The sequence below is a fragment of the Leisingera sp. S232 genome, from assembly GCF_049800895.1.
Classification (GTDB): Bacteria; Pseudomonadota; Alphaproteobacteria; order Rhodobacterales; family Rhodobacteraceae; genus Leisingera.
This window is the reverse complement of record NZ_JBNAFX010000023.1, coordinates 47,801-73,077: the sequence shown is the minus strand read 5'-3', so window position 1 is coordinate 73,077 and position 25,277 is coordinate 47,801. Positions and strand designations below refer to the sequence as shown.

Genomic DNA, 25,277 nt, shown 5'->3' with positions numbered 1-25,277 from the left:
AGAGTATCCGTCTTGCGTCAAGGCTAATTGAAAGGGCTTCTAGAGCCATTTGAACCTCAGCAATCTGCATTAACGGTTTTGGCACAAAGCTTTCGTACGTTCGCAGTTCGAAGGTGTGTGGCCCAGATAGCCTTGGAGTAATCGAGATGTTCTTCAAAAGCAGGAAAACTGCGGATTCAAAACAGCCGGATACGAATGCCATCATTGCTGGCATGGTTGACCGGACACAGGCAACAATTCAGTTCCACCCCGATGGAACAATCATCACAGCCAACCAGAATTTTCTGAACGCACTTGGCTATGATCTCGAAGAGATCCAGGGAAAACATCACTCCATGTTTGTTGCTCCTGAGCTGGTTGCCTCTGAAGAATACAGGACATTCTGGTCCGACCTCGCCAGCGGAAAGGCATTTACGGATCAATTTCCCCGGATGACAAAGTCCGGCGAAACCATCTGGATTCAAGCGACGTATGCGCCTGTCGAGGATGACACCGGCAAGGTCGAACGGGTTGTGAAGGTTGCTTCAGACGTGACCGAGCGCCGCCGCGGGCTGGAAGCAATCGGGGCTGGCCTGAAGGAATTGAGCGAAGGCAACCTTGCCTACAGAATTGAAGCATCCAATCAGCCGGACATTGCAGCCCTTGGAGACGCTTTCAACCATTCTCTGGAGCAGCTTGCCACCACCGTTGGTGCCGTAAAGCAGGTTTCTGCAGCAGTAGGGCGGACATCGGATGAAATCGCCCAGGCCGCCAATGATCTTTCCCAGCGCACCGAAAGCCAGGCTGCAACCCTTGAGGAAACGGCTGCAGCGCTGGAAGAATTGACGGCAACAGTTAAAGCCTCAGCAGACGGCGCACGAAATGTCGAAGAGATCGTGACTGACGCCAAGGCCTCTGCGGAACGCAGCGGCGAAGTTGTAACTAGCGCTGTTGATGCGATGTCAAAAATTGAAAACTCTTCGGAACAAATCTCCAAGATTATCGGTGTGATCGACGACATTGCGTTCCAGACCAACCTGCTAGCTTTGAATGCTGGCGTGGAAGCTGCACGGGCAGGTGAGGCCGGCCGCGGTTTCGCAGTTGTTGCATCGGAAGTCAGAGCACTTGCCCAGCGGTCTTCTGATGCTGCAGGAGAGATCAAGCAGCTGATCAGTGAAAGCAACCAGCAAGTAGGCAATGGTGTGAGCCTCGTCGGAAAATCCGGCCAAGAACTGCAGCAGATTATCAAGAGCGTGGCAACGATTTCAGATCACATCCGTGAAATCGCCACAGGGGCCTCTGAGCAATCGACAGCTTTGAGTGAGATCAACATGGGGGTTTCCCAGCTTGATCAAGTGACGCAGCAGAATGCAGCAATGGTTGAGGAGACATCTGCTGCAAGCCAGATGCTGTCGAACGACGCCAGCCAGCTCACACAGGAGATCTCCAAGTTCAAAGGAGATACAGCTCCGCCCGCAGCGGCTAAATCCTTGCCTCAAGCGCATCCTCCGATGCCAGATGCTGACGCGGCCTTTGATGACTTTGATCAAGAGGTGCTTCCGGCGGCGCAGGGCTGGGATAACTTTTAAACACAAGGTGTCTGCTACGGCAGGTTGGGTAAGAGGAAGCTGAGAAATCGCTCCTCTTACCCGTTTCATCTCAATTGATTGGCGAAAGCAATGCTGGGTTCCGGACCAGGTTCCGGACACCATGCGCATGTGTTTCCGAAAACGGGTTGTCGCCCAGCCAGGCGTCAACTGAATGGATATCAAGCTTGAGAACTTTCGGCCGGACATTCCAGGTAACCTGGAAGGGAGATCCCTTCTCGTTATAGGCCGGGCCCGTGGTTGATCCTGTGTAGGTCACCGGTGCCCCCAAATCGGTCGGCAGGTTTGGAAGCTGGTTCAGCCCGCCAGTTTCCTGGATCCGCGCCAATTCGGTAAAGTCTGCGCCTCCCTCAGAAACAAGGACTGCAACAACAGCTTCCACCCGCAATTGGGGGTTGCTGGTCGCTTCACCAAGGCAGGTGCCCAATCCATTTCCAAGCGTTGCCTGTGCGGTTGAATAAACGAAATGGGCTTCGATTGTGTCGCCAGGCACCAGGTCTCCATGCTCGCTGGCTCCAACCGCTTTGCCGGCAGAAGCTTTCTCGGCTGGTGTCAGTTCTCCGGAGAATTTGTAACCTGTTCCGTATCCATTGCCATCACCATTGCCGGCATAGGTGGTGAACTCTCCACCACGATGCTCAGCGTTCTCATGAAAATGAATATCGCAAAGAGTCATCCCTGTAACAGCTGGCGCCTTGCTGAACACGCGCGGGTTGGTACCTTCCGCCTGTCCAATATCACGCGGTGACTGAGGGCCAAAACCTGTCCCTTCCGTTGCAGCGGCCAAAGAGGCGCGCTGCGCAGCAATAACCTCGTCTGGTACGGGTTCACTGTTCTCCGCAACCGACATTGATGCATCCGCAAAGGCGGCCGCACCCAATGCCAGTGTCCATTGTCTCAAGTTCGTCAATTGGATCAAACTCCTGCGATGAGTTAACGAAACCTAAGTCTACTTCACCTATAAGGAGAGTCGAGATTGGTTCCTCCATCTCATATACTCTAGGCACACCATGATGGGCACCTTCATCTCGCGATGAGGGTGCTCACTTTCGGTTGAAAGCAAAACACTCTGAACCTGTCCTTGAGAAGGAAAGGCCGCTGTCGAACAGGAAAGCCCTTAGCAGTGTTCACGGTCATTCACCCATCTGCGGGTCATGCAGCGGGCCTCATCGGCACTTACCAGATCCGGGTTATGCATCCAGTAGACGTTGCCATTGCCTGAAAAGTAGCCGGCACCGCGGGCAATTGGCTGAGAGTAACCGGCCAGCCGAAGATCAGAAATTATTGCGTCTCCATGATCTTTGAACGCGATTGCACCCAGGCCCTGCTCGTCGTTGACATAACCATCTTCAAGCAGCCTCGTCTTGATGGCCCTGATTTCCTCATCGTCGAAGCTCATCGCGTCTCCAAAATCCTGAAATTCCGCTCGGGAAAATCAATCTAAGCGGTACTGACGCTTAGAATACTGTATTGATCTTTTGGAGGCTAGAGGGCAGGACGCACTTCCCAAGGCCTGTCAGCCTTGATCAGGACATTGGCTAAAACAATCAGCTTACGCATCACCGCTGTTATCGCAACCTTGGCTGGCTTGCCGGCTGCAACAAGCCGTTCATACAGGGCGCGCAGGTCCGGGTTATGACGGGAGGCGACAAGTGCAGGCATATACATAGCGTGCCTCAAGACCGCCCTTCCGCCCTGGATGAAGGACTTTCCCTTCCACTTTCCGGATTCCCGCGTCATCGGCGCAAGGCCTGCCAGGCTGGCAACCTGCGGCGAAGAAAGTGTCCCGATTTCCGGCATCTCCACCAATACGGTGAAGGCAGTAACATCCGAAATGCCAGGAATGCTGATCAGGATTTCCTTCTGCCGCTTCAACTGTCTATCTGCCTCGACAGTGTTACGGATCTCGGCATCCAACTGCTTCACCTGCCGCTCGATCTGGCGCAACTGGGCCGCACACTGGCGTCTCAGCAGGGGGTGGGTCAGCACCTTCTGCCTATTCAGTGTTGCTGTGCGCTCTTTAACCAATCCCCGTCTGAACATCGCCAGCTCACGCAAGATGGCAACCAACTCCCGCTGCGGCTGCTGTGGCTCAAGGTCCAAGGCAAATCCCATCCGTGCCAGCATAGCTGCATCAACCCGATCGGTCTTGGCCAAGACACCAGCGGATTGCGAAAACCGGCGCGCATACAGTGGGTTCACCTTACAAACGGGGATTCCTGCCGTGTGCAAAGCCTGTTCGAATGCTCGATGATAGGAACCTGTCGGTTCGAAGACGACGATCTCCGGCTCCAGCTTCCGAAGCCATCGGATCAGCTTGGGAAAGCTGCCTTTCCTGTTCTGGATCCTCACTTCCTCTCCTGAAGGCAATGCGTGAAGGTCCAAATGGTCTTTTGATATATCCACGCCAATAGTGTGTCTGGTCATCTTTCCCTGTCCTATGCTTGTCATACGGGGCGGGTTCTCCCCCGCGTATCCGTTCAGGCCCCATGGAAATTGACGGGAACGATCCCACTCTAGCACGGTTCCGAGAACCTGCGCGGTCTCGATCCATCCCCGCCACTGCCCGGCATAAATGCCGTGCCAGGCAGTGGCTCCAGTTTGCCATTGGAGCCACGAAATTCATAAGACAAGCGCGGTCATTGTCAGGCCGGCAGGGAACCGCCCTTGGATGGCGCAGCGCGGACGACATCCGGCCTGCGGAGGATTTGGTCAAACTTTAATCATTAGACATTTGTTAAATATGGAAGCCCACTACATATTGGGGATGCGCATTGAGGCAGAGACTAGCCTCAGGGCAATTTGCCCCTCACGCCTGGGGGGCAACTTTGCCAATCGGGCAGAAGGGACCGCGGCTGTTTCCCAAAATTTCGCGGTCCCTACACGCTCAGCGCTGCCGGCACGGCGGCAGGCGAACCGGGCAGAAAAGACCGCACACGCGGCTGTTCAGAGATGTTTGCGCTCTTCTGCGGCAGGGCGCTGAAACAGGCTGTCCTCCGGTGTGATCAGCCCTTTGGGCACCAGATCAGAAATCGCTTCATTGCGAAATTCCGGCCGATCAAATTTCTGCCCGCGCAGCAGGCGGAACAACAGCCGCCGGCGCAGAGCCAGCTCTTCACTTTCCAATGCGTCCAGCATGGCACATCCCCTTATTCACTCCACATGCCGAGTATTCTTGCTGAATACGGCAAACAGATGGTTATTCCGGGGCAGGGGGTTTCTGTGCAATTTGCCGTGTCTTTTGCAGATGCCGCACGGGCATAGAAAAAGGCCGCCCAAAGGGCGGCCTTTCCCATGTTTCACTGTCCCAAAAGGGATCAGTTGGTTTCTTCGCCAGCGGCTTCGACCGGTGCGTCGTCGTCGTCAGACGCCGCAGAACCGATGTCGTCAAACAGCTCGGAGATCTCGTATTCCGCAGCGGCTTCCTCTTCGGCGGCCAGCTCCTGGATCGATTTGCCCGATGCCTGCAGTTCGGCTTCTTCTGCCGAACGCGCGACGTTCAGTTTGATGGTGGCTTCGACTTCCGGGTGCAGTTTCACAGAGACCGAATGCAGGCCGAGGTCCTTGATCGGGGAGATCAGGGCGACCTGTTTCTTGTCGACCGAGAAACCGTCCGCGGTTGCGGCTTCGGCTGCGTCGCGCGGGGTGACCGAGCCGTACAGCGCGCCCGCATCCGATGCGGAGCGAATCACGATGAACTGCTGGCCGTCCAGCTTTGCTGCCAGAGCTTCGGCTTCTTTTTTGGTTTCCAGGTTGCGCGCTTCCAGCTGCGCTTTCTGTGCCTCGAAAGATGCGATATTGGCTTCGGAAGCTGTTTTCGCCTTGCCCTGCGGCAGCAGGAAGTTACGGGCGAACCCGGGCTTTACGTCAACGACGTCGCCCATTTGGCCCAGCTTTGCAACGCGCTCAAGAAGGATAACTTGCATGTGCCTATCTCCTTACTTCACAGCGTAGGGCAGCAGGGCGAGGAAGCGGGCGCGCTTGATAGCACGGGCCAGCTCACGCTGCTTCTTGGCCGAAACGGCGGTGATGCGCGAAGGCACAATCTTGCCACGCTCAGAGATGTAGCGCTGCAGAAGACGGGTGTCTTTGTAGTCGATTGCCGGTGCGTTGTCGCCCGAGAAGGGGCACACTTTGCGGCGGCGGAAAAACGGTTTGGCTGCCATGATTTAGCGTCCTTTTCTCAAGCTAAGATCAGCGGCGCTCACGGCGATCGCCGCGTTCGTCGCGCTTCTGCATCTGGACCGAAGGGCCCTCGGCGTGCTCGTCGACCTTGATGGTCAGGACGCGCATCACGTCATCATGCAGACGCATCAGGCGCTCCATTTCCTGAATGGCGGCCGACGGTGCGTCGGTCTTCAGGAAGGCATAGTGGCCCTTGCGGTTCTTGTTGATCTTGTAGGCCATCGTTTTGACGCCCCAGTACTCCTGTTCGACCAGCTTGCCGCCGTTGTCGGACAGAACAGCACCGAAATGTTCGATGAGGCCTTCTGCTTGCGAGTTGGACAGGTCCTGACGCGCAATCATGACATGCTCATAGAGTGGCATGCGAACTCCTGTTTGTGTCTGGGCGCATTTCATAGACAGGGCATCCAAAGCTTCCGCTGCCCGGTCACGAGAGGCTGCGCGGATCGAAAATGTCGCGGAAGCAGGGCCTCCTATACAGGCCCGAGCCAAAAGAGCAAGGCAAAAGGGCATTTGCTGCCGTCCGCAGCTGCCCGCCGCGGCAAAACCGCAGGTCTGCCCCATTACTGCCGCAAAAGAGGGCTTCAGTTCTTAACGAAGCCTTAACGCGGATGAAGCCGCGGCGCAGCCCTCCCGCCAGAGGAGGCAGCCTGGCAGCAGAAACAGGACAGCATCAGAAGGGCCGTCAAATGTCAGTGACAGAGCAAATCCCGCCGCAGGGCTCCGGCATGCCGGGCAGCCGGACATTTGGTTCCTTTGCAGAAGCGTCGCCGCTGAGCCTGCGGTTCGAAGCAAACTGGAAGGTGCGGATCGCAGCACTGCGGTTTTTGGGCGGGGCCATGATCCTTGGTGCAGCCGGTCTGTGGATTGTGCAGGGCTCCGGCACCGACCCAGAGATGGATCTGGTCCGCTTCGGCGTTTCGATTGCCTTTCTTCTGCTGGGTTTGGTGCTGATGACCGCCCATGAGCCGGCCGGCCATCCGGAGGCCTGTTTTGACCCTGTGCGCCGCGAACTGCGGCTTTTGAAATGTGATTCCAGTGGCCGCCCGCGGACTGTCCTGCGCCGCAGCTATGATACATTGGGCGGCGTGCGGCTGGCGGCCAATTCGGTCCAGCTGTTTGAGGACGACGGCAGCCTGCTGATCGAATTGCCGCTGGACTCTGCTGCAGTGCGCAGCCAGCTGCGCGATCAGCTCAGCGGTGCTGTGCATATCATGACCTGAAACTTCCGACACGTTTGCGCGAGGACATGCGCTGGCGGCAGCTGCGGGTTTAATGTTCGCGTACTCACAGATAGTGTTGGAAATTACGGGCTTCCCTTCAGGGCGGCCCGGACCACATGTGTTGCCACAATGTTCATTCCAACGGAGCCTTTGACATGAAAAAGACCCTGCTTGCCGCCGTTTTGGCCGCCGCTGCAGCAACCGGCGCAGCCGCATCGCCTGAAAAATATGTTCTGGACGCAGGCCATAGCCAGATTCTCTTCGACTATAACCACCTGGGCTACTCGACCACCTGGGGCATGTTTTCGGGCTTCGAAGGCGAAATCATGTTCGACCAGGAAAATCCTGCGGCTTCCAGCGTCAATGTAACGATGCCGCTCAGCATGATGTTCACCGGCTGGCAGGCCCGGTTCGACCATTTCATGTCCAAGGATTTCTTTGAGGCGACAGAGGATGAGACCATCAGCTTTTCCTCCACCGCAATTGAAGTGACTGGTGACAGCACCGCCAAGATCACCGGCGACCTGACGCTGAACGGTGTGACCAAGCCGGTTGTGCTGGATGCCAAGCTGAACCAGACCGGTGATCATCCCATGCGCAAGAAACCCTGGGCAGGCTTTGACGCCACTGCAACCGTACTGCGCTCCGATTTCAACCTGGGCCAGTTCGCGCCTTTCGTCAGCGATGAAGTGAATATCAAGATTTCCGTCGAAGCGATGAAAGCGGACGGCTGATCCGCAGCACAAGTATCTGTGCAGACAAGGGCCGCCGGACTGAACAGGTCCGGCGGTCTTTTCTGTGCAGGGTCCGTGGCCGTGCCACGGGTCGGGCCGATGCGGATAGAAACCAGCCTGATACGCCTAGATGCTTTGCCAGGACTGAGTGCCCGATGCTTTTAGGGCCTGCGTTTTCCGGGCGTGCCCGGTATCTGCCCCAAAGAGATGCTGGCATCTGGAAAAAGACGGGTCTGAAACCGCACCGGCCTGCCAAAGCGCCGCCGGTGCGGACCACCGCAGCCGCAGCTATTGTTGTTGGCGTTGCGCTTCCAGTTCCACCATGACATCCACTGCAAAAGCGAGAGAGCTTTCATCGGCCAGGCTTTTGCCGACACCGAAATCCAGCCGGTTCAATGTCAGCCCGCCGGACATGACCGCGGTGTCGCCTGTCAGATCCAGATCAAAGGGCAGGGTGGCCGGCACCGCCTGGCCCTTGATGGTCAGCGTGCCTGTGGCCTGGTAGCCCTCCGCCAGCTTTTCAATCTCTGCTGTGAACAGGGCCGTCGGGAAACGGGCGCTGTCAAAGTAATCAGCCCCCATTGCCTGCCCCGCGACCGAGCCCAGCTCGAGCGAAGGAATAGCGATTGTCACCTCCACCCTGCCGGCCGGGCCGGGGGCGGCTGGGTCCACAAAGCTGATCACGGCTGCCCATTCGCCAAAGCTGCCATTGATCACACTGCCCATTTGGGTGACGGCAATGCCCAGCGTGCCGGATTGCACCGCCCAGCCGCTGCCCGCTGCCGGTGCGGCGGCGGCGGCAACCGGGGCAGCGGCGCCTTCAGCTGCGTGCCCGTCGCTCTGTCCATCGCTCTGTACGTGGCTGTGATCATGGCCGCCGTAAACGCCGATTGCTGCACCGCCGCCCAGCACAGCGCCCCAGACCGCCAGTGCCGCCAGCAACGGCAGCAGGCTATGCGCTTGGGCCGGCGGATTGGGAAGACCGCCGCCGCCCGGCAGCATCCGCCGCAGCGTTGCATCGCGGTCAATCACATGGTGCTTCAGCGCGCCGGCTATATGCAGTCCCAATGCGGCTGCAAGCGTCCAGACCAGCAGCCAGTGCAACCCGCCAAAAAGCCCCGCCACATGCTCGGACTTGGCCACAAACGGCAGGCTCTGCCCGAAGGGCCACCAGATCGGCGCAAAGCCGGTGGTGGCCGCGTGGTGGATCCAGCCCGTCAGCGGAACCGCCACCAAAGAGCCGTAAAGCAGCCAGTGCACCATTTCTGCTGCCAGCGCCTCTGCCTTGCGGTCCGGGTGCAACAGGCCGGGTTTCGGCTGGCTCAGCGCCCAGAAAATGCGCAGCAGCGCGGTGAAGAACACGGCAACCCCCACGGTTTTGTGCAGCGAGAACAGCAGCGTTGCCTGCTCAATCACGGTCTGGCTGCCGTCAAAGCCGGGGCTCTGTATCTGATGCGCCAGCTCATTGGCGAAATACCCCAAGGGAAAGGCGGAGAAGATCAAAAGCACCGTCAGCCAGTGGAAACCCTTGGCGACAGATCCGTAAGATGAAAACGTGTTGGAGCGGGACATAGGGTGCTTTTCCTGGTCTGGGTCCGATTGCCCTTACCCTAACTGCGCCTGTGCCGGATGCAACGCAGGGGGCTGTCCGCATGCGCACAGGTTTCGTGCAGCTTTGCTTGTACGTAAGGAAAAGGGCGGGTACATCAGGCAGAACGCTAAAACAGACGAGGTCATCAATGACGATCGCATTCGTGTTTCCCGGGCAGGGCGCCCAGACCATCGGCATGGGCAAGGCGCTGGCCGAAGCCTATCCGGCCGCCAAGGCCGTCTTTGACGAGGTGGACAGCGCGCTTGGGGAAAGCCTGAGCCAGCTGATCTGGGAGGGCGACATCGAAACCCTGACCCTGACCCAGAACGCCCAGCCCGCCCTGATGGCCACTTCGATGGCCGCAATGCGCGCGCTGGAAGCTGAAGGCGTTACCATCAACAAGGCATCCTTTGTGGCAGGCCATTCGCTGGGCGAATATTCCGCATTGGCCGCCGCCGGTGCCATTTCGGTTGCCGACACTGCCCGCCTGCTGCGCACCCGTGGCCTGGCAATGCAAAGCGCCGTGCCAGTGGGCGAGGGCGCCATGGCCGCCATCCTCGGCCTTGACCTTGATGCCGTGCGCGCCGTGGCCGAAGAAGCCGCACAGGGCGAGGTCTGTCAGGCCGCCAACGACAACGACCCCACCCAGGTGGTGGTCTCCGGTGCCAAGGCCGCGGTAGAGCGCGCCGCAGTCATTGCCAAGGAAAAGGGCGCCAAACGCGCCGTAATGCTGCCGGTGTCTGCACCTTTCCATTGCGCCCTGATGCAGCCCGCTGCAGATGCCATGGCCGAAGCGCTTGCGGGCGTGGATATCAAATCCCCCGCCGTGCCGCTGATCGCCAACGTGCGCGCGGATGAGGTCACCAGCCCGGATGAGATCCGCCAACTGCTGGTGGAGCAGGTGACCGGTTCGGTGCGCTGGCGCGAAAGCGTGCAGGCGATGGGGGCCAAAGGCGTGACCGAGTTCTGGGAAATCGGTGCAGGCAAGGCCCTGTCCGGCATGATCCGCAAAATCGACCGCGCCCTGGCCAGCCGTCAGGTGGGCACGCCCGAAGACGCAAAAGCGGCTTGCGAAGCTTAACTGGATTCTTCCGGTGCGGCCCGGCCGCTTCGGAGCACAGACTTAAAGGACAATAGATATGTTTGACCTGACTGGTAAAAACGCCCTCGTAACCGGGGCTTCCGGCGGCATCGGTGGCGATATCGCCCGCGCCCTGCATGCAGCTGGCGCCACAGTGGCGCTGTCCGGCACCCGCGAAGAGCCGCTGAACGCGCTGGCCGCGGAACTGGGCGAGCGCGCCCATGTGGTGACCTGCAACCTGTCCGATGCGGAATCGGTTGAGGCGCTGCCGAAACAGGCGGCAGAGGTGATGGGCTCGGTTGATATTCTGGTGAACAACGCAGGTATCACCCGCGACAATCTCTTCATGCGGATGAAGGACGAGGAATGGCAGAGCGTGCTGGACGTGAACCTCACCTCCACCATGCGCCTGTGCCGCGGCGTTCTGCGCGGTATGATGAAGGCGCGCTGGGGCCGCATCATCAACATCTCTTCCATCGTGGGCGCCACCGGCAACCCGGGCCAGGGCAATTATGCTGCGTCAAAGGCCGGCATGGTCGGCATGTCCAAATCGCTGGCCTATGAGGTCGCCAACCGCGGCATCACCGTTAACGCGGTTGCACCGGGTTTCATTGCCACCGCAATGACGGACAAGCTGAACGACAATCAGAAAGACGCGATCCTCACCCAGATCCCGGCTGGCCGCATGGGAGATTCGAAAGAAATCGCCTCTGCCGTGCTGTATCTTGCCAGTCAGGAAGCAGGTTATGTCACCGGCACCACGCTGCATGTGAACGGCGGCATGGCGATGCTCTGAGCGCCAAGCCGATATGAAGACGTCAAGGGCCCTCTGCAGGGCCCTTTCCATCCGCCGCCAGCTGCTCTGCCGGTCAGGTTCCGACGCCAAGCGGTTGAAAAGCGGTGCAATTGCGAAAAAAAATCCGTTGGGTGCTTGCAGGCACTTGATCGAGAGGCCATCTGCACGCTTCATAGCAGCCAGACGCGGGCTGCGCCGGTTCACGTGACCAAGCGAAAACATTTGCCTTGGCCGTGGTCTATGTTATAGGCGGCCCGTATCCACGCTGGCATTTCCTCAGGGAAGCACAGCATCGTCCCCGCCCGGCGGGGATCACACCGCCCGCTCCGGGCAAAACCACGCCGCCCGAACGGGCAAGGGCAGAACTGGGCAGAGTGCCCTGAAAGACGAGGAATAGACATGAGCGACGTCGCAGACCGCGTAAAAAAGATCGTTGTTGAGCACCTGGGTGTTGAAGAAGACAAGGTCACCGAAAACGCCTCCTTCATCGACGATCTGGGCGCAGACAGCCTGGACACCGTGGAACTGGTGATGGCGTTTGAAGAAGAGTTCGGCATCGAGATCCCGGACGACGCAGCCGAAACCATCCAGACCTTCGGCGACGCGGTTAAGTTCATCTCCGAAGCGTCCTAAGCCACGCTTCCGGATGACCGGATTGGGCGGCGCTCTCCTGCACGGAGGGCGCCGTTTTCTGTTGTCTTTTCATGTTGCTGATTCTGCTGCTGCGGCAATCTGGCGTCTTGCGTGTCTGGGTTGTGTTTGCGCTACCGGTTTGGCGCGAATTCCACGCCGCAATTGTTACATAAAAGGTCAGGATACGCCGTATCGGAGGGGAAAATCCGTGCTACTCTGACCCCAAGAGGCAAAACAGAGGAGATTGGCATTATGATTATCTACCCCACGATGGAAATTCAGAACGGCCGTTGCGTGACCCTCGAAAAAGGCCGCTTGGATGAGCCGATGATTTGGCATGTCGACCCGGTTGAAACCGCCAAGGGCTTTGCTGCGTCTGGGGCGGAATGGATGCATCTGACTGATTTCAATGCAATCGAAGGGGACGACAGCAACGATGAGCTGATACAGGACATCATCCGCGGCGCTGGTATCCCGGTCCAGCTGGGCGGCGGCATGCGCTCGCGCGAACAGGTTGAATACTGGATCGACAAAGGGGCAGGGCGTGTTGTGATCGGCACGCTGGCCGCACGTGATCCGCAGCTTGTGCAAGAGCTTGCAAAGCATCATCCGGATCAGATCGTGCTTTCTGTTGATGTTTTCCAGGGTCAGGTCATGACGGACGGCTGGCGCCAATCCGGCGCCTTTACGCCCGAGGCCTACCTGGAAGCCTTCGAAGGCGCGCCTTTTGCAGGCATCATCATCACCGATATCGATTCCGATGTGTCTGACACAGAGGCGCAGATGGGGCTGATCTCACATCTTGCTTCGCTGGTGAAACAGCCGGTGATCGCCAGCGGACTGGTGCGCAACGCCGATGATATCTCGCGGCTGAAATACATCAGCAACATCTCCGGCGTTCAGGTCGGACGTGCCCTGTTCCGCAAAACCATTTCAGTCGAGGATGCGCTGGCTGTGGCCCGCCCGGAACCGGAACCGGTTGCTGAATTTCAGTAAGGCCTAGATCAGGGGCGGCCGTCAGCGGGCGCCCCTGATGCTTTCTGGCGCAGCCAGCCCTGCCGCGCGGCACAGGGTTTGTCCGCCGCAGCGCCTCTACCGTCTTGTCGGCGTCGCTGCCACTTTTCTCTACTTTCTCAAACGCTGCGCGGTGTCCCGGGCGATGCAGGCGCTTGGCTGTGTTCAGGCTGTTTGGCCCCTTCAGGCAATGTTGCAGGCGGGCGGTTTATGGCCGCGAATAGATCCGCGCAGGGTGCAGCGCGATTTGGCCAAAGAAAAAGGATGACGCCTGTGCTCTCCTTTCGGCGCAGGCCCAGACCAGAGCCGGACCACAGCCGGGCCGCGCCTAAGCTTCTGGAAACACCGGGACGTCTCGGGCTTTTGCACCGGCAGTCCTGTGCAGTTTTATGATTGCGGGCAGTCAGGAAAATACGGGGTGCATAGGGGGCAAATACGGGCATGCTGGCAAAAATCCAGGCAGGCAGCTATGCCAATCTAGGCAGGTAGCTACGCCAGTTTGCTCAGCCCGCGTCCCCCAAAAGCCTAAGCCGCATCGCCGACCACTGGGCGGCCGCAGCCTGCAGCGCGCAAGCGTGCCGGGACTGGAACGCCCGGCTCACATGACGTGGCGGGCGGGGCAAAAATGCTTCCCCGCTCCGGGAGAGGCGCAGAAAGCCAGCGGTTTACATTCCGTAGCGGACTTCTTCACGGATGCCGCCTTCTTCCATCGGGAATTCCTCCAGCAGACGGTGTAGTTGCATGAAATTGAAATCGTTGACAAATTTCACGCCGATATAGTCTTGGGTCTTCCAGCGCACCTGCGCGTCTATTGTGTAGCCGCCGAATTGCAGCCGCACCCGCCCGGATGCCTCGCACTGGGTGTTTGGGCGTACCTTGGCACCCGCCCTGCTTAGATCCACCAGATGGGCGCGCACGGTTTGCCCGTCGGCCGTAACCACACAGGGCACCGCGCAGGGATAGCGTTTGGTGCGGCGGATTTTTCGGATACCGATCCGGTCCAGGAAGTACAGAATGCTGCCGCCCAGCACCAGAAAGGACACCCAGGCCACCGCAGCATTGATGATTTGCTGCCGCTGCCGCGCGTCATTTGCGTTGATCGCTACCAGCTTGCTGCCGAACCCGTCTTCCTTGATCTGATCGCAGGGCAGGGCTTCGACCATGCGGCCGTATCTGAACAGCAAGTCGCGCAGCCCCATGTGCCGGGCGCTTTCCTGAGTTGCCAGGCGGCCCTGTCTGGACAGCATTTGCAGCAGAACCGTGCTTTGCTTCATCAGTTTCAGGGTGTCAGCTTCCACTTGCTGAATGCCAACGGCCCGCATCCGCTGTTTCAGGGGGGCAGGCGGATTCATTCTGATCCAGCTATTCAGCTGCGGCACGTAAAACGGGCTTTTCCCGGTCTCCAGATAAGCAAGAAACCCGGCAGAGGCCCGATTCAGGTCTGACAGGTCCTCGTGCACCGGGCAGGACGCCTGTGCCCGATCTGGCTGAAGGGTCAGGGTCAGCAAAACAACAGCTGTCGCAAGCCATTTTCGCATTGCAGGGTGTTCCTCACGTCTTTCCGAAGGCCAGATTGGCACAAAGTTGCAAATTTGAGGTTAATGCAGATGCTGGCTGGGACAGACCGGACAGCCCGGTTGCAATGCGCCGCAGGAGGCTGGGCCTGGCGGCACCCGACAGACGCCGCATTCCGGAACCTGCTGGAAAAATCGGCAAAAAGAAGCGGGCTGGAGCGTAAATGGCCCAGAACTCCAGCCCGCTACTGGCACTCCACAAGGACGGATGCCGAGTCTACCAATTTGATAAGTTCAGCCTAGAAGAGAGTGGTTAAATAACCGTTCTCTCGGATATGGAATGCAACCATCTCCTATTTTTCGCGACGTGTTTCCAGCTGCCAGCCCGCTCTTGCACACGGTTGCCATTCCAAGCTATTTGGACGGACGGATTGCCGAGGCAAAGGAGAGCAAGGAATGCGCCGAGTAGTAGTCACCGGACTGGGCCTGGTCACCCCGCTGGCTAGCGGAGTAGAAGAAACCTGGTCGCGGCTGCTGGATGGACAGTCGGGAGCCGGCCCGATCACCCTGTTTGATGCCGAAGCCAGCGGTGTCGCCACGACTTACGCCTGCGAAGTTCCCCGCGGCGACGGCTCTGAAGGCACCTTCAGCCCGGACGACTGGGTGATCAAGAAAGAGCAGAAGAAAATCGACGATTTCATCCTTTATGGCATCGCAGCCGCCGACATGGCCGTGCGCGACGCCGGCTGGACGCCCGAGGATGAGGACAGCCGCCTGCGCACCGGCGTGATGATCGGCTCGGGCATCGGCGGGCTGTCGTCGATCGCCGACACGGCGGTGATGATCAAGGAGAAAGGCCCGCGCCGGGTCTCCCCCTTCTTTATTCCCGGCGCGCTGATCAACCTGATCTCCGGCCAGGTCTCGATCCGCTTCGGTTTCAAGGGGCCGAACCATTCGGTTGTGACCGCCTGCTCGACCGGCGCCCACGCCATCGGCGACGCGGCCCGTCTGATCAAATCCGGTGATGCCGATGTGATGATCGCAGGCGGCGCCGAGGCGGCGATTTGCGAAATCGGCATTGCCGGATTCAACGCCTGCAAGGCGCTGTCGACCAAACGCGCCGACGACCCCAAGGCCGCTTCGCGCCCCTATGACGCCGACCGCGACGGTTTTGTCATGGGCGAGGGCGCCGGGGTTGTGGTTCTGGAAGACTACGAACACGCCAAGGCCCGCGGTGCCAGGATCTATGCCGAAGTACTGGGCTATGGCCTGTCGGGCGACGCCTACCACATCACCGCTCCCTCCGAGGACGGCGAGGGCGGCGAACGCTCGATGAAGGCGGCGCTGGCCAACGCAGGCCTGGAGGCTTCTGCCATCGATTACATCAACGCCCATGGCACCTCGACCATGGCGGACACCATCGAACTGGGCGCTGTGGAACGGCTGCTGGGCGATCACGCGGGCAATGTCACCATGTCCTCGACCAAATCCGCCACCGGCCACCTGTTGGGCGCTGCCGGCGCGATTGAGGCGATCTTCTCGATTCTGGCGATCCGCGATCAGGTGGCGCCGCCGACCATTAACCTCGACAATCCCGCGGTTGAAACCCCGGTCGACCTGGCCCCTAATGCCAAACGCGCGCGCAAGATCGACGTGGCCCTGTCCAACTCCTTTGGCTTTGGCGGCACCAATGCGTCGGTTCTCTTCGGAAAGCCTGACTGATGTGGCGCAGCCTCGCCTCCAACATGCTGACTGTCCTGATCGCCGCCCTGTTTCTGCTGGGCGGCCTCATCCTGTGGGGCCAGTCGCAGTATCAGGCCGAGGGCCCGCTGGACAGCGCCATCTGCCTGCGCGTAGAGCGCGGCTCCAATATGGTCCGTGTCAGCCGTGATCTGGAAGCGCAGGGGGCTGTGTCCTCTGGCACCATCTTTCGCCTTGGCGCCAAATACAGCGAGAAAACAGCTCAGTTGAAGGCTGGCAGCTTTCTGGTGGAGCCGGGGGCGTCGATGGAGCAGATCATGGGTGAGATCACCCAATCCGGTGCCTCAACCTGCGGCACGGAAATCGTCTACCGCATCGGTGTGACCCGCACCCAGGCCGAGGTACGGGAGCTGGACCCTGCGACCAACAAATTCGTTGAGAAGGCAGAGTTCATCCTGGGTGAGGGCGATGTGCCGTCCGAGTACACCGAGACCCGCCAGGAGGCCGACACCCGCTACCGTATCGCATTGGCCGAAGGCGTGACCAGCTGGCAGGTCGTCGAGGCACTGAAAGCGATGGACGTGCTGGCCGGAGCGCCGGGCGAACGCCCGGGCGAAGGCCTGCTGGCACCGGACAGCTATGAGGTCACCCCGGGCACCGAACGGGCCGCTGTTCTGGCCGAAATGCAGCAACGCCAGCAAATGCGCATCAACGCCGCCTGGGAAGGCCGGGCAAGCGATGCCGCCGTCACCAGCCCGGAAGAGATGCTGATCCTCGCTTCGATCATCGAGAAGGAAACCGGCGTCGCCGAGGAACGTGGCATGGTGGCGTCTGTGTTTACCAACCGCCTCAACCGCGGCATGCGGCTGCAGACCGACCCGACGGTGATTTATGGCGTCACCAAGGGCGAGGGGACCCTGGGCCGTGGCCTGCGCCAAAGCGAGCTGCGCAAGGCAACCCCCTGGAACACCTATGTGATCGAAGGTCTGCCCCCCACGCCCATCGCCAATCCAGGCATGGCCAGTCTGGAAGCGGCGGTGAACCCAGAGACCACGGGCTATGTGTTCTTTGTTGCCGACGGCACCGGCGGCCACGCCTTTGCGGAAACGCTGGACCAGCACAACCGCAATGTCGCCAAATGGCGCGAGATCGAAGCCCAGCGGCAGCAGAACAACTGAAGTTTCGGTCTTGCTTCCAAAAGGGCATAGGGCTTTCGGGTGAAACCGCTATCGCTCACGCCCCCACAACGCGCAAAAAAGCGATCAGAACAGTGTTGTTCTGATCGCTTTTTGGATCCTGACCTTGTGATTATAACTGCCTGCAAGTGGCGAAACACCGCTGCAAACTGGTATCACGCTGACTGATGGCGTCCGCTGACAGGTCAGGTCAAAGCATGTCCGGTGCTTTGGGAACAACCATGGAGTCTTTGTCGGCAGGCGTTGAATCGGGTTTCCCAGAGTCGGTCTGCGTTTGCGACTGAATGTTAGCGGCGCCACGTGCCTGGTCTGCCTCCAACCTCCTCACATCTAGCTTAAGCTGAGCGATTTCTCTTCGGGATTTCATCAGTTCATTGTACCTGGCCATCACCTCTTCAAAACTCCGGTCCGGTTCCGGTTGCGGTGGAAGGCTAGTGGGCCCTTTCAGCGGAGACGTCTCCATTTTTTCAAATTGTTCCTCCTCAGATTGGGTTTTTAATGCCTTCTTCGCGTCCTGGGTTTTGAACTCTTGCTCCAGCTTGGCGACAGCTTCGTCGTATTCCGCAAAAATCGGGGATAAGGACAAATCATTCTCAGCAGCAGCGCGGGATTGCGGCGTCGGCATCTGTAGCGGCGGCAAGCTCGGCCGCCCGGGCTGGCCAGTCTTTGGACGAGTGGCCGGCAAGGCATTTTCACCGTTCCCGGTTTCTTGCTGCATGCGCGCGTTTCGGGATTGAGGCACCAGTTCCTGTGATTCCGCCCCCCCGCTTGCAAAGACGCTGTGCTGGCTGGGCCGACCACTGGGCGCCTGCTGGGCAGCTTGCGCAGCGCGGCTGGCTCCTTCGCGGCTTCTGCTTGCTGGCGCAGGCGCTGCGCTGATATCGTTCTGAACACGAGGGCTCTTAGCCCCGTCAATCGAATTGACCATGGATATCCCCTTTTTGGAGATCAGCCTGACTGTTCAGGTTGTGAATTTGAAATCACTAAAACCTATTTTTCGCGTCCGGAGTGTGCTCTCTCAGGTATCTGCTCGCTGGGTTTGACAGGGCCAGTAGCCGCGCATTGCGTGCCACTGGTGTCCAAACTGCTGCATGTCAGCCTGATAACATCCTGAAAAACAGCCGTATTCCCCGCGCTCCTGTACCCTGTCAGCCGCGCAATCTGCCTAATGCGTGGTCTGGAAACAGCAGTCCCGGCCTCTAGGCTGCCATGTCCTGCTTTGGCTCGCGGATCTCAGCGCAAAGCTGCGAAATCGTGTCCAGACGCCGCGAAATCCGCTCTTGAAAGGACCCCAGCTGATCAATGATGTCGGACAGCGTGGCGCCATCCCGTGGCAGCCTGGCGCTTTCGATCTTGCACAAGACCCTGGTAGAGCTGAGCCCCAGGAACTGGCGCCGCATAGTTTCGCAGGCACGGGTGATACGCTCGGCTTCCCTGTCAACTTCCTTGAGCTCCATACGGGCGCCTGCCACCTGCGCCTTGGTCAGCTGGCTGAGGATGTCCTGTTCCGCGCGCAGATCAATACCGCCCAAATCCCGGCGCTCGCGCTGCAGCTGGTCGTCGCATTCGGTCAGTATGCGGGCCATGCCTTCTACAAACAGGCTCTGGTTCACCAGTTCCTTGATCTTTGCAAAATCGCTGTCCTCTCCCATCACATGCGTGGAAAACCAGGTCGACATCTCGCGCGACATTGACCCGTAATTCTGGGACAGGACGGTCACCGGCCCACCTGCCGGTTCAATCCTGGACGCAATCACGCGCAGGTTATGCGGAATGGTCCGCATGGCGGAAAAATCGTCAATCAGCCCTTTGGTCTCGGTGACAAGAACCTCAGAGTTTTTCAGTTTCTGCCGCAATGCGTGGATCGTGGCATCCGGCGCAGCCTCTAGGCCTGCATCCCGGCTTTCCAGTTCTTCGCTCATGGCGTGCGCGGCAAATTCCCGGTACGAGTCGAAGCCCAGACCGGCCAGCCAGGCCAGCAGCCTGTCGCGGCTCTCTTCCGGGCTCAGGCCGCCCTCCTGCTCAGCCTGCAACAGATCGCCGTAGCCCTGCTTGACCGTGTCAAACAGGCTGCTGCTGGGTTTGATGCGGACAGACAGATACCCGTCCTCACATGGCGCAACCACCGCAAACACCCAGTAATACAGGCCGTCCTTCGACTTGTTCTTTACGTAGGCGCCAATGAATTCGCCGTTCTGGATGGTGTCCCAGAACAGCTGGAAAACACCACGCGGCATATCCGGATGGCGGATGATCTTATGCGGCGCGCCCACAAGATCGTCCCAATCAAAACCAGAAACCCGGCGAAAGATGTCATTGCCGGTTTTGATCACACCGCGGTCATCGGTCCTCGAAAAGAAGATCTCGTCAAGCGCAAAGGGGGCCTCGCCATTTGCCGGACGCCGCTCGATCCGTCGGTCTGTAGTGGTCATTCCATGTCTCCAGTGGTTTTTCACGCGTCCTGTCGCTGTGGATAGCCGATGGAGAGTTAAATAGGGCTTAAGTTATTGCGGTACCTTTACGCTGCCTGTCCGCCAGTGCAGAGGATTGCCCGTTGCCTGGCCACCGTACGCATCTCTGGCTGTAACCCTTGACATTTGCTGTGAAATCCCGTATAGGTTGTAGTGCAGCTGGAAGAAACATGGACGGCCCCGGACCCTTTTTTCCGCCGGTGGCCGTCCTGTCTTTCTCTCGTGCGGACAATAACGCATGAGGCAGAACATCCCATGACAAACCACACCAACGGCCCGGCACCGGATCAGCCGCAACCGGGCCGGACAGCGGAACCGAACGGCGGCGCCGTCCTGCAGCGGCAGGTGCATTACACCGCCGATCTCCTGCAATCCCTACAGCAAAGCATACACCGCCTGCGCAACGAAGCAGAGGAGCTACGGGAGCAGCTCGAAACCAACGGGGCCGATGAAACAACCGGTGCCAAGGGGCAGATCAGCCGTCTGGAACAGCTGATCCGCGAATGCCAGAAAGTGGAGAGACTCCTTGCAGAACAAAGCACCGAATTCGCCCGCCTGCTCAAATCCGAACACGAACTCGATCTCGTCGCGGCGCGCGCAGCTGTCGAGCTCGGACTTTCTCGCCTGCGTGCCGCCCTCGCTCCTGAGCTGCTTCTTGAATGAGCTGGACCGTAAATCTTTGTGTGCGCTGCCGCATCTCTTCGACATCTGGGCGCTGGATCACCAGCGCCCGCCGGACGGGGACTGGCGCGCCTGGGTGATCCTGGGGGGGCGCGGCGCAGGCAAAACGCGGGCAGGGGCTGAATGGGTCCGCTCGCTGGCCGAAGGGGCCAGACCTCATGACCTCGGAACGGCCCGGCGCATCGCGCTGGTGGCGGAAACCTATGATCAGGTGCGCGATGTGATGGTCCACGGCGACAGCGGTATCCTGGCCTGTTCCCCGCCCGACCGTCGCCCCAGGTGGAAGGCGTCGGAACGCAAGCTGATCTGGCCCAACGGGGCTGAGGCGCAGGCCTTCTCGGCCCACGACCCAGAGGCCCTGCGCGGCCCCCAGTTCGATGCCGCCTGGGCGGATGAGCTGGCCAAATGGAAGAAGGGGCAGGACAGCTGGGACATGCTGCAATTTGCCCTGCGGCTGGGGCAGGACCCTCGCGTCTGTGTCACCACGACCCCGCGCAGCGCAGCGGTGCTGAAACGGCTTCTGGCCTCACCCAGCACCGTAACCACCCACGCGCCCACCGAAGCCAACCGTGCCAATCTCGCAGCGTCTTTCCTGGCAGAGGTGCGCGAACGCTACGCTGGCTCCCGATTGGGCCGCCAGGAGCTGGACGGGGTGCTGCTGTCGGATATCGAGGGCGCGCTCTGGACCACTGCGGCGCTGGAAGCAGCCAAAGCGGCAGAGGCGCCACCGTTGGACCGGGTAGTGGTCGCCGTCGACCCGGCGGTCAGCGCAGGCAAGAGGTCCGACGCCTGCGGTATCGTGGTGGCGGGCGCCGTCACCCAGGGTCCGCCGCAGGACTGGCAGGCCTTTGTGCTGGCGGATTGCACCGTGCAGGGCGCCACGCCGATGACCTGGGCGCAGGCGGTGATTGACGCCCGCGACCGTTTTGGCGCTGACCGGGTGGTGGCAGAGGTCAATCAGGGCGGCGCTCTGGTCGAGACCGTGCTGCGCCAGGCCGACGCGCTGATGCCGTTCCGTGCGCTCCATGCGCGTAAGGGGAAATCCGCCCGCGCCGAGCCGGTGGCGGCCCTCTACGAACAGGGCCGGGTACGCCACCTTCCAGGACTGGGCGATCTGGAGGACCAGATGTGCCAGATGACCCCACAGGGGTTTTGCGGCAGCGGCTCTCCCGACCGGGTCGATGCGCTGGTCTGGGCCCTGCATGAGCTGATCATCCAGCCCGCCGCCAATCTGCGCAGGCCGCAGGTCAGGGTGCTGTAACATCCCCAGTAAACGACCGCCCGGCCGCTCGGCCGGGCAGCGCCCGTCCCGCCCTCTGTCATGCCGGAGGCGTGCTTGCAGCACGATGGGGCGGGCGCGTCGCTTCCCACCCCGCCGGGACCGGCGCTGCTCTCAGCATGATGCAACACGCCATGCTCGGTAAATAAATTAAACTATTTCAATGCCCTATGGGTGGGTGTTGCGTACCCGCCGTACGCACCGCTTGCCAAATCTTCAGCCCTTTCTGGCCTTAATGATCCTCAGCAAAGGCGCATCAGCCCAAGGGCCAACAGCGCCACCCACCAACAACCTGAGGAGCGGACCATGGTCTTTGACCTGCTGCGGCGCAAAACGCCGGACCCCCGGAAACCGGGCTCCAACACTCCGGGCCCCAACACTCCGGACCTGGAACAGAAGGCCAGCCAGACCGCCCGCGTGGTCTCCTGGCACGGCGCCGGCCGCATCGCCTGGAGCCCGCGCGACACCGTTTCCCTGACCCGCAGCGGCTATGCCGGCAATCCGGTCACCCATCGGGTGATCCGGCTGATTGCCGAGGCCGCCGCCGCCGTGCCGCTGGTGCTGCAGGACAGCCGCCAGCGCTATGACACCCATCCCTGGATGACCTTGCTGGGGCGCCCCAATCCGGCCCAGACCCAGGCCGAGATGCTGGAAACGCTCTACGGTCACCTGCTGCTGTCCGGCAACGCCTATATCGAAATGGTCGCGGCAGAAGATGACACCCCGGCAGAACTGCATGTGCTGCGCTCTGACCGGATGAATGTGGTTCCCGGCCCCGACGGCTGGCCGGCAGGCTTTGATTATGTGGTCGGCGGGCGCAAGCACCGCTTTACCACTGATCCGGTCAAATCCCCGGTCTGCCACATCAAAAACTTCCATCCCCAGGACGATCACTACGGCCTGTCCTCTCTGCAGTCGGCGGCAATGGCGATCGACGTCCACAACGCTGCCTCGCGCTGGTCCAAGGCGCTTTTGGACAACGCAGCCCGTCCCTCCGGCGCGCTGGTCTGGACTGGCTCCGACGGTCAGGGGCAGATGTCAGAAGATCAATTCCGGCTTCTAAGCGAAGAGATTCAAACGAATTTTCAAGGCGCCAATAATGCCGGTCGCCCGATGGTGCTGGAGGGTGGACTGGACTGGAAGCCGATGGGATTTTCGCCCTCGGACATGGAGTTCCAGAAAACCAAGGACACCGCCGCCCGTGAGATTGCACTGGCCTTCGGGGTGCCGCCGATGCTGATCGGCATCCCCGGCGATGCAACTTACGCCAATTACCAGGAGGCCCACCGCGCCTTCTATCGGCTGACCGTGCTGCCCTTGGTCGCCAAGGTGACGGCCGCGCTGGGGGACTGGCTGGCCGGCTGGACAGGTGAGGTTCTGACCCTGAAACCGGACCCGGATCAGCTGCCCGCCCTTGCAGCGGAGCGTGAGGCACAGTGGCGCCGGGTCGTCTCTGCGGACTTCCTCACAGCGGCGGAAAAGCGGCAGCTTCTGGGGTTGCCCGCAGAAGCTCCGGCTGCGCCGCAGGCGGAGGGCGGACAGGATGACTGAGCACCCGATGCACGCCTTTGACTGTTCACCGGGATTGCGCCTGTCCGCCCATGAACGGGTGGCCCAGATCCAGAACGACGCCGTGAACCGCCGCCTTGATCGGATTGAACAGATGATGGAGCGGCTGGAGAAACGCCTCTGGCTCACCGTCTATGGTGTCGCGGCCGTTATCCTGGCGCAGGCCTTTCAATCCTTTCTGACGGTTCAAATGCCGTAACTCCAACGACTTGAGAGGCTTAGATGATGCAGGGAACACCCCAGCTGGAACATAAATTCGCACGCTTCGGCGAGGATCTCTCGCTGAAGGACGCAACTGAAATCAAAGGCTATGCCAGCCTGTTCGGCCAGACCGATCAGGGCGGCGATGTGGTGGTGCGCGGCGCCTATGCGGCCTCGCTCAAGGCGCTTAGGGATCAGGGCCGCACGGTCAAGATGCTGTGGCAGCACGACCCGGCCCAGCCCATCGGCGTTTGGGACGAGGTTCGCGAGGACAAGCGCGGACTGTATGTGCAGGGCCGTATCCTCACCGCCACGCCCAAGGGGGCTGAGGCCGCTGCCCTGATCGCCGCAGGGGCCATCGACGGCCTCTCCATAGGGTACCGCACCCAAAAGGCTGCCCGTGCCCAGGATGGCACCCGCCACCTGACCCAGGTGGAGCTGTGGGAGGTGTCGCTGGTCACTTTCCCGATGCTGCCCGCGGCGCGGGTGGCGGCGAAATCCTCCACCGATGCGCAAGCGCAAGCCTTGCGCGCAGTGGCTGACGGCCTGCGCCAGATCACCCGCGGCCTCAAAACCGGCCAGACCTGAAACAGGCCAGATCCAAAAACAGGCCAGACCCAAAACAGGACAGACAACATGAGCAATCAAGACCTCCCGGCCCAAACCGGGGACGCAGCGCCCCTGGCGTATGAAGTGAAACAGGCCATCACCGGCTTTATTCATGAATTCAAGGGGTTTCAGGACGACGTGCAATCAAGGCTGAAACAGGCAGAAGAGCGAGTGACCATGCTGGACCGTAAGACAATCAATCAGAACCGCCCCCATCTGGCAGCCAGCCAGGACCCGGGCGCCCCGCATCAGAAGGCGTTCAACGCCTATCTGCGCAACGGCGACGACGACGGCCTGCGCGGCCTTGAGCTGGAGGGCAAATCCATGTCCACCGCTGTGGGCAGCGACGGCGGCTATCTGGTCGACCCGCAGACCTCCGACACCGTCAAGGCGGTGCTGAACGCCTCCGCTTCAATCCGCGCCGTGGCCTCTGTGGTACATGTGGAGGCGACCTCCTATGACGTGCTGATCGACCACAGCGAAATGGGCGCCGGCTGGGCCAATGAAACCGGCCCGTCGGCGGAAACCTCCACCGGCAACATCGACCGCATTTCCATCCCCCTGCATGAGCTGAGCGCATTGCCCAAAGCATCGCAGCGGCTTCTGGATGACAGCGCTTTCGACATCGAGGGCTGGCTGGCCGGCCGTATCGCCGACAAATTCGCGCGGTCAGAGGCGGATGCTTTCATCAACGGCGACGGCGTCGATAAACCCACCGGCTTTCTGAACCACAATGTCGAGGAAAACGACAGCTGGACCTGGGGCAACATCGGCTACAAGGCAACCGGCGTCGATGGTGAGATCGGCAATGGCGACGCGATCATTGATCTGGTCTATGCGCTGGGGGCGGAATACCGCGCCAATGCCACCTTCATCATGAACTCCAAGACCGCAGGAATGCTGCGTAAATTGAAAGACGCCGATGGCCGCTTCCTGTGGTCCGACGGTCTGGCGGCTGGCGAACCTGCGCGCCTCATGGGCTACCCGGTGCTGATCGCCGAGGACATGCCGGACCCGGGCGTTAACAGCTTCCCCATCGCCTTTGGCGACTTCCACGCCGGCTACACCATTGCCGAACGTCCGGACCTGCGCGTCCTGCGCGACCCGTTCAGCGCCAAACCACATGTGTTGTTTTACGCAACCAAGCGCGTCGGCGGCGATGTCAGCGATTTTGCCGCGATCAAGCTGATGAAATTCAGCGTGAGCTGACGCT

27 protein-coding genes are annotated in these 25,277 nt (G+C 60.3%); 15 read left to right on the top strand and 12 right to left on the bottom strand.

The window, feature by feature from the left end; translation table 11 throughout:
- Window positions 1–205 (bottom strand): hypothetical protein (locus ACP151_RS14310; protein ID WP_424979579.1); only part of this gene is annotated, 205 nt, incomplete at its 3' end.
- On the opposite strand from ACP151_RS14310, the gene ACP151_RS14305 reads away from it, so the two are divergent.
- Window positions 147–1,568, top strand: a complete 1,422-nt coding sequence (locus tag ACP151_RS14305) for a methyl-accepting chemotaxis protein (protein WP_424978948.1) — start codon at window positions 147–149, stop codon at window positions 1,566–1,568. The genes ACP151_RS14310 and ACP151_RS14305 overlap by 59 nt on opposite strands.
- 70 nt (window positions 1,569–1,638) lie before the next feature.
- Here the strand turns inward: ACP151_RS14305 and ACP151_RS14300 are convergent, their stop codons facing one another.
- From ACP151_RS14300 to rpsF, 7 genes are all read right to left on the bottom strand, one after another.
- Window positions 1,639–2,496: a delta-class carbonic anhydrase gene (locus ACP151_RS14300; RefSeq protein ID WP_424978947.1), complete on the bottom strand. Its 858-nt coding sequence runs from the start codon at window positions 2,494–2,496 to the stop codon at window positions 1,639–1,641.
- Window positions 2,497–2,703: 207 nt separating this feature from the next.
- On the bottom strand, window positions 2,704–2,985 hold the full coding sequence (locus ACP151_RS14295) for a hypothetical protein (protein WP_424978946.1): 282 nt from the start codon (window positions 2,983–2,985) through the stop codon (window positions 2,704–2,706).
- An 86-nt stretch (window positions 2,986–3,071) separates the two neighbouring features.
- A complete protein-coding gene (locus ACP151_RS14290; RefSeq protein ID WP_424978945.1) occupies window positions 3,072–4,013 on the bottom strand; it encodes an IS110 family transposase in 942 nt (313 codons plus the stop codon).
- Window positions 4,014–4,532: 519 nt separating this feature from the next.
- Window positions 4,533–4,724, bottom strand: a complete 192-nt coding sequence (locus tag ACP151_RS14285; protein ID WP_424979575.1) for a hypothetical protein — start codon at window positions 4,722–4,724, stop codon at window positions 4,533–4,535.
- A 179-nt stretch (window positions 4,725–4,903) separates the two neighbouring features.
- The gene (rplI, locus tag ACP151_RS14280; RefSeq protein ID WP_424979574.1) at window positions 4,904–5,512 is read right to left on the bottom strand and encodes a 50S ribosomal protein L9; all 609 of its coding nucleotides are present in this window, start codon (window positions 5,510–5,512) and stop codon (window positions 4,904–4,906) included.
- A 12-nt stretch (window positions 5,513–5,524) separates the two neighbouring features.
- The gene (rpsR, locus tag ACP151_RS14275; RefSeq protein WP_005852865.1) at window positions 5,525–5,752 is read right to left on the bottom strand and encodes a 30S ribosomal protein S18; all 228 of its coding nucleotides are present in this window, start codon (window positions 5,750–5,752) and stop codon (window positions 5,525–5,527) included.
- A 28-nt stretch (window positions 5,753–5,780) separates the two neighbouring features.
- Entirely contained in the window at window positions 5,781–6,134 is a 354-nt protein-coding gene (rpsF, locus tag ACP151_RS14270; RefSeq protein ID WP_424979573.1) for a 30S ribosomal protein S6, read from the bottom strand.
- A gap of 326 nt (window positions 6,135–6,460) precedes the next feature.
- On the opposite strand from rpsF, the gene ACP151_RS14265 reads away from it, so the two are divergent.
- Together ACP151_RS14265 and ACP151_RS14260 are read left to right on the top strand one after the other, a co-directional pair.
- On the top strand, window positions 6,461–6,994 hold the full coding sequence (locus tag ACP151_RS14265; RefSeq protein WP_424979572.1) for a hypothetical protein: 534 nt from the start codon (window positions 6,461–6,463) through the stop codon (window positions 6,992–6,994).
- A gap of 155 nt (window positions 6,995–7,149) precedes the next feature.
- On the top strand, window positions 7,150–7,728 hold the full coding sequence (locus ACP151_RS14260) for a YceI family protein (RefSeq protein ID WP_424979571.1): 579 nt from the start codon (window positions 7,150–7,152) through the stop codon (window positions 7,726–7,728).
- A 288-nt stretch (window positions 7,729–8,016) separates the two neighbouring features.
- On the opposite strand, the gene ACP151_RS14255 is transcribed toward ACP151_RS14260, so the two are convergent.
- Window positions 8,017–9,300 (bottom strand): cytochrome b/b6 domain-containing protein, encoded by a 1,284-nt coding sequence (locus tag ACP151_RS14255; protein ID WP_424979570.1) that lies wholly within the window; start codon window positions 9,298–9,300, stop codon window positions 8,017–8,019.
- Between the two features lie 167 nt (window positions 9,301–9,467).
- Here ACP151_RS14255 and fabD point away from each other — a divergent pair, with 167 nt between their 5' ends.
- The 4 genes from fabD (at window position 9,468) to ACP151_RS14235 (ending at window position 12,825) form a co-directional block, all read left to right on the top strand.
- Window positions 9,468–10,400: an ACP S-malonyltransferase gene (gene fabD / locus ACP151_RS14250; RefSeq protein WP_424979569.1), complete on the top strand. Its 933-nt coding sequence runs from the start codon at window positions 9,468–9,470 to the stop codon at window positions 10,398–10,400.
- 58 nt (window positions 10,401–10,458) lie between these two features.
- Complete coding sequence (gene fabG / locus ACP151_RS14245; protein WP_424979568.1) at window positions 10,459–11,196, top strand: 3-oxoacyl-ACP reductase FabG; 738 nt, start codon at window positions 10,459–10,461, stop codon at window positions 11,194–11,196.
- Between the two features lie 399 nt (window positions 11,197–11,595).
- On the top strand, window positions 11,596–11,829 hold the full coding sequence (locus ACP151_RS14240; RefSeq protein ID WP_005982462.1) for an acyl carrier protein: 234 nt from the start codon (window positions 11,596–11,598) through the stop codon (window positions 11,827–11,829).
- A gap of 252 nt (window positions 11,830–12,081) precedes the next feature.
- Window positions 12,082–12,825 (top strand): HisA/HisF-related TIM barrel protein, encoded by a 744-nt coding sequence (locus tag ACP151_RS14235; RefSeq protein WP_424979567.1) that lies wholly within the window; start codon window positions 12,082–12,084, stop codon window positions 12,823–12,825.
- Between the two features lie 683 nt (window positions 12,826–13,508).
- On the opposite strand, the gene ACP151_RS14230 is transcribed toward ACP151_RS14235, so the two are convergent.
- Window positions 13,509–14,381, bottom strand: a complete 873-nt coding sequence (locus ACP151_RS14230; protein WP_424979566.1) for a PilZ domain-containing protein — start codon at window positions 14,379–14,381, stop codon at window positions 13,509–13,511.
- 432 nt (window positions 14,382–14,813) lie between these two features.
- On the opposite strand from ACP151_RS14230, the gene fabF reads away from it, so the two are divergent.
- Together fabF and mltG are read left to right on the top strand one after the other, a co-directional pair.
- The gene (gene fabF / locus ACP151_RS14225) at window positions 14,814–16,079 is read left to right on the top strand and encodes a beta-ketoacyl-ACP synthase II (protein ID WP_424979565.1); all 1,266 of its coding nucleotides are present in this window, start codon (window positions 14,814–14,816) and stop codon (window positions 16,077–16,079) included.
- Entirely contained in the window at window positions 16,079–17,236 is a 1,158-nt protein-coding gene (gene mltG / locus ACP151_RS14220) for an endolytic transglycosylase MltG (protein WP_424979564.1), read from the top strand. The genes fabF and mltG overlap by 1 nt, the downstream gene beginning before the upstream one ends.
- 208 nt (window positions 17,237–17,444) lie before the next feature.
- Here the strand turns inward: mltG and ACP151_RS14215 are convergent, their stop codons facing one another.
- Entirely contained in the window at window positions 17,445–18,182 is a 738-nt protein-coding gene (locus ACP151_RS14215) for a hypothetical protein (protein WP_424979563.1), read from the bottom strand.
- Between the two features lie 271 nt (window positions 18,183–18,453).
- Complete coding sequence (locus ACP151_RS14210; protein WP_424979562.1) at window positions 18,454–19,686, bottom strand: PAS domain-containing protein; 1,233 nt, start codon at window positions 19,684–19,686, stop codon at window positions 18,454–18,456.
- 294 nt (window positions 19,687–19,980) lie between these two features.
- On the opposite strand from ACP151_RS14210, the gene ACP151_RS14205 reads away from it, so the two are divergent.
- From ACP151_RS14205 to ACP151_RS14180, 6 genes are all read left to right on the top strand, one after another.
- A complete protein-coding gene (locus ACP151_RS14205) occupies window positions 19,981–20,388 on the top strand; it encodes a hypothetical protein (protein ID WP_424979561.1) in 408 nt (135 codons plus the stop codon).
- Entirely contained in the window at window positions 20,381–21,667 is a 1,287-nt protein-coding gene (locus tag ACP151_RS14200) for a DNA-packaging protein (protein ID WP_424979560.1), read from the top strand. The genes ACP151_RS14205 and ACP151_RS14200 overlap by 8 nt, the downstream gene beginning before the upstream one ends.
- A 324-nt stretch (window positions 21,668–21,991) precedes the next feature.
- Window positions 21,992–23,236 (top strand): phage portal protein, encoded by a 1,245-nt coding sequence (locus ACP151_RS14195; RefSeq protein ID WP_424979559.1) that lies wholly within the window; start codon window positions 21,992–21,994, stop codon window positions 23,234–23,236.
- Window positions 23,229–23,453, top strand: coding sequence for a GTA head formation protein, RCAP_rcc01685 family (locus ACP151_RS14190; RefSeq protein ID WP_424979558.1), 225 nt, complete (start codon window positions 23,229–23,231; stop codon window positions 23,451–23,453). The genes ACP151_RS14195 and ACP151_RS14190 overlap by 8 nt, the downstream gene beginning before the upstream one ends.
- A 23-nt stretch (window positions 23,454–23,476) precedes the next feature.
- The gene (locus tag ACP151_RS14185) at window positions 23,477–24,043 is read left to right on the top strand and encodes an HK97 family phage prohead protease (protein WP_424979557.1); all 567 of its coding nucleotides are present in this window, start codon (window positions 23,477–23,479) and stop codon (window positions 24,041–24,043) included.
- Between the two features lie 48 nt (window positions 24,044–24,091).
- Entirely contained in the window at window positions 24,092–25,273 is a 1,182-nt protein-coding gene (locus tag ACP151_RS14180; protein ID WP_424979556.1) for a phage major capsid protein, read from the top strand.
- The last annotated feature ends 4 nt before the right edge of the window (window positions 25,274–25,277 follow it).